3 protein-coding genes and 1 pseudogene are annotated in these 4,438 nt (G+C 59.5%); 3 read left to right on the forward strand and 1 reads right to left on the reverse strand.

Translation table 11 applies throughout. From position 1 onward, the window contains the following. The 3 genes and pseudogenes from B4F73_RS05950 to B4F73_RS05960 form a co-directional block, all read left to right on the forward strand. A pseudogene (locus tag B4F73_RS05950) lies at positions 1-588 on the forward strand (hypothetical protein); the annotation flags it as partial. Further along, the gene (locus B4F73_RS05955) at positions 585-1,388 is read left to right on the forward strand and encodes a hypothetical protein (RefSeq protein ID WP_206991052.1); all 804 of its coding nucleotides are present in this window, start codon (positions 585-587) and stop codon (positions 1,386-1,388) included. The pseudogene B4F73_RS05950 and the gene B4F73_RS05955, both read left to right, overlap by 4 nt. Positions 1,389-1,461: 73 nt before the next feature. Then, entirely contained in the window at positions 1,462-2,454 is a 993-nt protein-coding gene (locus B4F73_RS05960) for an aspartyl protease family protein (RefSeq protein ID WP_290479732.1), read from the forward strand. 7 nt (positions 2,455-2,461) lie between these two features. On the opposite strand, the gene B4F73_RS05965 is transcribed toward B4F73_RS05960, so the two are convergent. Further along, a partial coding sequence (locus tag B4F73_RS05965; RefSeq protein ID WP_290482725.1) for a phosphoenolpyruvate carboxylase occupies positions 2,462-4,438 on the reverse strand: 1,977 nt, incomplete at its 5' end.

The following is a 4,438-nucleotide window of genomic DNA, read 5'->3' on the forward strand; positions in this document are numbered from 1 at the left end:
TATCGCAATCTGCTCGATCTCAAGGCGACGCTGGGAGATACGCCTGGCGCTCTCGAGGCATTCAATGAGCATACGTCCACAATTCCCCGATTCTTGATCGATTCAGATATTTGCCAATCCATCCTGCAATCGCCCATGGGCGAGTCCATTGGCAGCGCCGCGACGAATGCCATGTGTCGGCCGTTTGCTTTGCATTCCCTGGATGCGATGGTCCTGTTTGCCCTTGGCCTTGCCATATCGGCCATCGCTGCCTTTGAGGGGCGCAAGGCGGATGCATCCTTCCCCGGTTTCAGCGACGCTGCCCGTGGCATCGAGCGCTCTCGCAGAGACCTTCAGGATGCGCTGGACGACTACTATGACAGCTATGAAGACGCGCTCGAGGATGCCGAGAAGGATTTTGGCAAGCTCAGCCCGAAGCAGAAGGTGGGGCTCCGTAGAGCGATGGATGCGCGGGTGTCGCCCTTCCGCCGCCTGCTTGAGACAGACCCTGACATCATGCGTGATGAATTCGACGTGCCGGAAGAGGTTGTCGAGCATATTTCCGGCAAGAAACCAAAAATCATGCCGCGCGCGGAGAATGACGCATGAGCCGCAGGCGCAGACAACGCCAGCGCCGGATGGCCTATATCAATTTCGCGATAATCGCCCTGCTGATCGCCGGCGGCGTGGCGGCGTTCCAGTTCCTCAAGCCCGTCCCCTATGACGAGCAAACGCTCTGTCTGCTGAGCGACGAGTTGCCGCCGCACACCGCCATTATTCTCGACAAGACGGATGAGTATGACGAAAGCCAGGCCGATCTCATTGCCGACCTGATCCGCCGCTCGCGCGACCGGCTCGAGGTGGGCGAGCGCCTGTCCATGTTCGAACTTGACGCCGAAGGCCAGTTCGATCCGCGCGGCGAATTCTCGCTGTGCAATCCGGGCCGGGGCGGGCAGGTGAACCCGCTCTTCCGTAATCCCCGGATGATCGAGGAGCGCTACGCGACCCTTTTCGAAACACCGATGGATGCGGTGATCGATGATCTCGTCGTACCAAAGGAAGCCCCCTCCAGCCCGATCCTCGAAGCAATGGCACGGCTCGGCCAGACGGAGAACTTCTCACCCGACGCGCCCGCCCGCCGGATCGTCATCGTGTCCGATATGCTCCAGAATTCCGATCTGTTCTCAGCCTATGGCGGCGGAGGCACGCTTCCCGCCAACATGCCGCGCGCGCGTGATGTGGCTGAGGCGGTCGAGCGCCGCTATGGGCGGTCCCTATCCGGCGTAGACTTGGAGATTCGGTTGATTCCGCGCGGACGCTATACCGACATGCAACGCGGCGCGTTGAAGGAATACTGGAACGAGGTCTTTTCCGAATTGGGCCTGCAAGCCGACTGGCGAGACCTGTAGCGCCCACGGCCATTCTTCCCTGCATTTTGTCCGCACGCCCGCTTGTGGCATAATGCGGGAAAAGGATGCATCCATGGGAGGATTGCCAACAACCCGGACCGACGAGCCTCGTCTCGTTCAGCACGCTGTTTTGCTCAGCGTGTTGCTCGGCCTCTTGTTGTTTCTTGGCCCGCCAGCCTGGTCGAATACCAATGATCAGCAAATCATCCCGTTCGAGATGGATTCCCAAGACCGGTTAATGGCCGAGATCTCATTTGAAAACGGGTCAACCGCTACGGCGCTTATCGATACGGCCGCCACTTTGCCGATGATTGGCGGGGCCACAGCGCGCTCGGCCAATGTCGGGGTGATCGAGGGACAGGAGCAATTTGTCGAGATACTTGGCCTTGGCGGCAAGGAAACGTTCCCCTTGATCGATTTGCCAAGTCTAAGGACAGGCTCGATTGCCCTGAGCCAGGTGCCTGCCGCCCTTGATAGCAAGATCGCCGTCAGCGGCGTGCGCAATGTACTGCCCATCAGTGCACTGACGGGCAACGTCGTGGATTTCGATTTCGACCAGGGACATGTGACGGCCTATGATCGGCGCCCGGCCGGGCGAATGCGAGAAGTCCTCTGCAAACGGCCCCTCGTTGTTCGCAACGGACTCTATTTCGTGCAGGTTACGATCAATGGCCGGCGGGGGCTCGCCCTCATAGATACAGGTTCGACCATTACTTACATGAATTCGAAATTTGCAAGCCATGCCGGTACCAAAGTCAATGAGGATGAAACCAAGCGCCTGCTTGGGATAACCGGCGACGACTACAATATGCACGTTGCCCACGTTTCCCGTTTTGAACTGGATGACGTCGACATGACGGGGTTCAACATGATCGTATCAGACCCCGCCCTGTTCGAACATCTGGGCATGGCTGACGAACCGGTCATGATCCTTGGTATGGACTTTCTGTCACAATTCCGTGTACAGATAGATCGCGAGCATAATCTGCTCTATTTGCGAATTCGTCATAGCACAGCCAAGAAATGCCTGGTCTGCATGGAAGTGCAGTCCTATCGCAGGCGGTAATGTACCCCTAGCCGAACGCACCATAGGCATGCGTCACCGACAGGCTGATCCCGTGCAGAATCCGGTCGATGTCATCCAGCGGCGCAATGATATCCTTGTGAATGCGATCATACCCGTAGCCAGCTTGGCTCTTGGTATCATTTCCGGCCTCGGTCAGGGCTTTCAGCGGCGTATCCTGATCGCGGGAGTGCGGGAAGATCTCACGCAGCAATTCCACCGCTTCCTTGATCCGCAATTCCGCAACCATTTCGACCAGGTCGCGGCTGCTGGCATCATGACGCTCCGACAGGCGGGGCAGGCCGCCGACAATGGAGAAGGCTTTCATGATCAGCGCTTGGCGCACGGCATGCAGAACGTGCAGGTCCAATCTGCCCTCATGGCGTTCTTCCAGTGAAGGAGAGGTCTTGAGTTGGGCCAGAAGACGGTCAAACTTTCCAAGGTCCACGGACAAATAGTTCGCGATCTGGTTCATCGAAACGGACGTCTCATTATTGCGCAGCGCGTAATAAACCCCGCGATAGGCATTCGCCTTGTCAGGGTCGGCCAGTTTCGAGTGTGCCACCCAGACGCCCGGATCATAAACGCGGGCATAGGCGCGTAGCGCGGGCAGGCTGGTCAAAAGCCGCGCGCGGGTCGCCAGCAGGATCAGGCCCTTCATGCGTGGGCTGTCATCAATCAGGTCAACCAGCCGCTCCATTTCGCGCTGCAGGGATGAGCCGATGCCAGCGGCCACATTCACTGGCATGCTGAGCTGTTGCAGCGTCGCATTGTGAGAGATCGCCCGCAGGGAGCGCGGGCCGACTGGTCCAGCGGCGCGGCGTTTCGGTCGCGAGCCCGCCTTTACCGTCAAGCCGCTGGAAAAGGCGCCCAGCAATCGACCATAGTCTGCATTGTCGAACAGGCGTTCCTGCCAGGCTCGCAGCGACCGGTAGAAATCCCAGACAAGGTCCGTGCGCGTATAGAATGGATCCTTGGTGCGGTCGGCCGGGTCAGACAGCGTGTGGCTGCACCAGGCGGCCATCGTCGTTTCGGCCAGCGCCGGGTTGGCGAAGTGAAGGAAGCCATCACCGCCCTGAAAACTGACCTCATGACGGAGCTGCAGGCCCCGTGCGCGGGCACCGCCACGGGTCCATGGTGTCAGCAGATGATCAAAGCGCTGCTCGAACGTACCCGGCCATGCGCCGCGGCCCATGCTTTCGCCATGCGTGTTGAAAATCAGGAGGTCGACATTTACGCCCTTGGCGGCCAGCGCCCGGGCGATCAGGTTGTGGATGCGCTCGATGGCCATGTCGGCGGCGACTTGTCCGATGAACCGTCCGGCATCGGAGAAACCCAACTGGATCGAAAGATAGCCGCGCTGTTGCACATAGGCGAGGAATTCCGGCTCTTCCAGCAAGCGCTCGATGAAGCGGCCGCCGGTCTCCAGCGCTTCCGGCGTTTCGAATAGCGGAGAGATATCGAGCTTGTCATCGACACCATATTGCCGCGCAAGGTACAGCGCGCCCATCACGGTGGCCGGATTCTCACTCTCGGCGATCAGGAAGCGGATGACCGAGCCGGAATCGATATGTTTCAGGATCTGTGCGCACATCATGAACTGACGTCGCGCCGTGGATTGTTCCAGGAACAGGTCGGCAAAGTTCACCTGAACCGGTTTGGACTTGCGGGCCTTTTGCGCCAGTTCAGCCAGGGCAAGACGACCAAGTTCCCGGTCTTCAGTCTGCAGGCCCAGATCGCGGTTGATCACCGTGCGCACCTGCGCTGCGTTCACCCGCAAGTGAATGCGCGCCGTGCCCAACTGCAGCGCTTCGACCTGCGCCCTGACCGCCATCAGGTCCGCAGCAAGGCTGTCTTCGGCTTCGGGAATGACGCTGTCCAGCACGTCGAGGATTTCAGACGCGTCCAGCACGTTTCGCTTGGAATGCTCGGTCAGCGCATTTGCCGCCGGCACCAGATTGTCCGGATCGGTCAGATCCGCCGCGAA

Source organism: Hyphomonas sp. UBA3601 (assembly GCF_002375605.1).
In the GTDB taxonomy this organism is placed as follows: domain Bacteria; phylum Pseudomonadota; class Alphaproteobacteria; order Caulobacterales; family Hyphomonadaceae; genus Hyphomonas.

Coding starts and splice junctions, on each gene's coding strand:
- B4F73_RS05955 (WP_206991052.1), top strand. CDS start 585: ATGAGCCGCAGGCGCAGACAACGCCAGCGCCGGATGGCCTATATCAAT.
- B4F73_RS05960 (WP_290479732.1), top strand. CDS start 1,462: ATGGGAGGATTGCCAACAACCCGGACCGACGAGCCTCGTCTCGTTCAG.